Genomic DNA, 3,046 nt, shown 5'->3' with positions numbered 1-3,046 from the left:
GCCGCTTTCCAGTTCTCTCTGAGCCCTCCCCTGCTCCTGAGCCCCTCCTTCCTCCACGGCACTTTCACCGCCACGCCGCCCCTCAAGCCCCAGTTGCCACGCCAGCGTGCTCTCCAGCTCCGCATCCAGCACGCCCTGCTTCTTCAGACCATTGAGCGCCGCCGCACGTCGGTACACACCCTCCAGCAGCGTGCGTTGACTCCTCATTGCCGGGCCCGCCTCCGTGCCCAGCAGCTCGATCATGGTGCGCCGGTAGCCCTTTTCATCGAACCCTTGCGCCAGCTCCTCCCCGCCTGCGCTGCGCCCCACATAGAGCGACAGCGAAAGATGCGACCACGCCTCCACCAGGTCACTGTCCTGGAGCTGCGCATCATCCTGCGTGCGGAAGATCTGCTGCCCCGTGCGCTCCTCCACCTCCCGCAGGGCGCGTCTCATCCACTCCCGCTTGCCCGGCAGGGCCAGCAGCTTCTTGACCTTGCCGTAGAGTCCTGCAAAGGAGATATCTCAAGACGCAGCCAGTCGGCCACCATCTACCTTCCAGCCAGATGGGTATATGACTAACTTCCCTGGTCGGCAGCAGATTTTGCACCTGGATCAAGTTCCGGAAACTCGACCAGCAGATGTTTTGAAATGTAGTAGCGATTCTCTGGCTTGTTTTCGAGCGACAGGAACTGTTCGAAGATGGGCTCATAAGCTTTGATGTTGCCGCGCAGGAGAGCCACGGTTCTATCCCACACCTTCGGCAAAGGTTCTCCGGGCTCGATGAGAGAGTCGATTGAACTCACGACAATAAACATCGTAGCATAGGCCTCATCCTCCGACAGTTCCGTGCCTTCAAGCGCATCCACCAAGATTTCTATATCTTCATTGGATTCTCGAGCATTCATGTATTCCCAGTCTTGAATACACAACTCTGGGGACATCAAATTGAATCTCTTTGTCAGAGATTCCATAGTGGCAATGTTAATGAACTTTTCCTCCATCGGATTGGTCTTTTTTGGGGGTTGTTGTTGTGTGTCGGCTACTGAATGGATAAGAACTGTCAATCTTCCCGTCGAGGCCTACAACGACTCTCATCATGTCGCCAAAGATAATCTTTCCATTGGGCAACGCAACATCGGCTTCGAGGCCTTTAGGAAGCATGACGTCATAGAGCCCGGCACCTTGTTTGGAAATAGCCCCCGCGTAGGCAGCAGCCAGTCGGTCATCACTATAGCGCCCAATCTGGACTCCCTTGTTTCTGGCACGGTCAATCATCCGCTTGTCCTCCAGACCCTGGCCATGCCCGTGTTTGTCTGAAAAGGCGTGTTTGAAAGTTGGCTCGCTATACGGATCTCTCCAGTTCAAGTTGGGAGGTCCTCCCTCGATCGCAGTCGCCTCCTCAACGAATGTGTTGCGGGCCACTGCGGCCATCTCAGCGTCGCCCTTCTCGTCAGCAATGGAAAGCGCCTCATGGTATTTCGCCAGTGTGTCACCAACCTTTTTCTGAATATCCCGACGTTTCAGACTTGCTTCGGTTGCCTCTCCTTGGGGCACAGCATGTTTTCCAAAGATCTCCTGGTAAATCTTTTCCACTTCGGCCTCAAGATCCGCCGACTCAATTTGTCCTTCGGCGAGAATGTGTTTCCTGGCGCTATTCTGAAACTTTGTCTCCAGACTGGCGACATTATTGGCTTGCAATCCGAACGCCGCCCGCTCACGCAGCGCCATTCGCCGCTCTGGACTCAGAACACTGTTGAGCAGATCCGAGAGCCGGACCGTCCGCTGATGGTCGCGCTCCTTTTCCTGCGCCTTGACGGCATCCTCCTCAGGGGCAGACGCAGAGTCTCCCTCCCGCCCGCCTTCATCCAGGTGCACTCCGTCTCCTTGTTCACCCTGCCCGTCTTCCTCTACGGAATCATCACGCAATGGCCGGCTCGCCTCGCGCAGTCTCTCGCCAGCTTCGGCCATCATTGTCTGGGACTTCGCCACACCAGCCCCGGCCGCCACCTCATCATTTGCCATCGCCTCCCCCGGCGTCTTGGAGAGATCCGTCAACACCAGCGCCTTCTGGCCGGATTTACCTCCTCGAACCTCCTCGGTGTATTGATACCACCAGCCGTTGTGGAACCTCATATGCCGCAGCGTCGTGTACCCCAGGCCGTCCCCGGGATCCACCATCACCGCTCCCGGAGAAGTCACGATCTCAGGCAGCGCCTGGAGATCCTCCTCAGTGATCGGGTGCGCATCCTCTGAACCAGGGCCATGCTGCGTATACACCTGGCGCAATCCGCCCCGGTCCACCGCACGAGTGTATTGGTCCAGGCTCTGGCCAGTCGCCTCCTCTAGCATCTGACGCTGCTTCGTGGTGAGAGGAGCCGTTTCCGCCTATTCCTTGCCTTTTCCAGGACGTCCCGCCAGATCGATCAAATCGGGCAGATTCCGGCTGTCATTCTGCACGAGGGACAGGGTCATGTTGCTGTCCCCGGCCACTCCAGGCGCTTGTACAGGCTGGCCGTCTGCCGGAGCGCTTTCAGTCACGTCAGGAGCAGTTTCTGCCCGTACCGACTCTGATGGCTGAGTTGTTGCAGCCCCGAAAGCTCTCTCATTCTGGGAGGTTGTCCCAGTAGATGTATCAATGACGGAACTTACATCCGATTGAGCCTTGTTGACACCCAGCACCTCGTCTAGTAGTTTTCGAATGGCTCCAGGGGGAGCGCCGTGCGGCTTTTTGGCTTGCCCTGAAGCGGCGGATTGAACGCCCCCTTGGGGCTTTCTTAGCACCGCCTCGTGCACATAGAGACGACTCATGTTCGCATCCCGGCGCACTTCCACCAACCCATAGTAGTCCAGTCCCCCAATCCTCACCGGTGCACCAATCAGGAATGCATCAGGCTTGGCTGGATCCGTCTTTCCCAACTGACCCAGTAGCTCACCCGTGCTGATGATCTCAGGGACGAGGTAAAACGCCTGCTGCTTCATTGGCCCCATACCATGAGCGGCAGAGTTGGCTGCAGCTCGCCTGTCCAGTTTGATTTCGCCCAGTGCTGCGTGGGTTGCCGCACCC

General features: G+C 57.6%; 2 protein-coding genes and 2 pseudogenes. All 4 read right to left on the bottom strand.

Features of this window, described 5'->3' with window-relative positions; all coding sequences use genetic code 11:
* A pseudogene (locus BV034_RS06185) lies at positions 1 to 435 on the bottom strand (hypothetical protein); the annotation flags it as partial.
* Positions 436 to 557: 122 nt separating this feature from the next.
* Entirely contained in the window at positions 558 to 887 is a 330-nt protein-coding gene (locus tag BV034_RS06180; protein ID WP_050025200.1) for a hypothetical protein, read from the bottom strand.
* Positions 888 to 963: 76 nt separating this feature from the next.
* Positions 964 to 2,037 carry a hypothetical protein gene (locus tag BV034_RS35770; RefSeq protein WP_265592698.1) on the bottom strand — a complete coding sequence of 358 codons (1,074 nt, stop codon included), beginning with the start codon at positions 2,035 to 2,037 and terminating at the stop codon, positions 964 to 966.
* A gap of 330 nt (positions 2,038 to 2,367) precedes the next feature.
* Positions 2,368 to 3,046, bottom strand: a pseudogene (locus BV034_RS35765) (hypothetical protein); the annotation flags it as partial.

Origin of the sequence: Verrucomicrobium sp. BvORR034, from assembly GCF_000739635.1 — a bacterium.
GTDB lineage: Bacteria > Verrucomicrobiota > Verrucomicrobiia > Verrucomicrobiales > Verrucomicrobiaceae > Verrucomicrobium.
The sequence above is the reverse complement of the archived record's forward strand: the minus strand, read 5'-3'. Positions and strand labels throughout refer to the sequence as shown.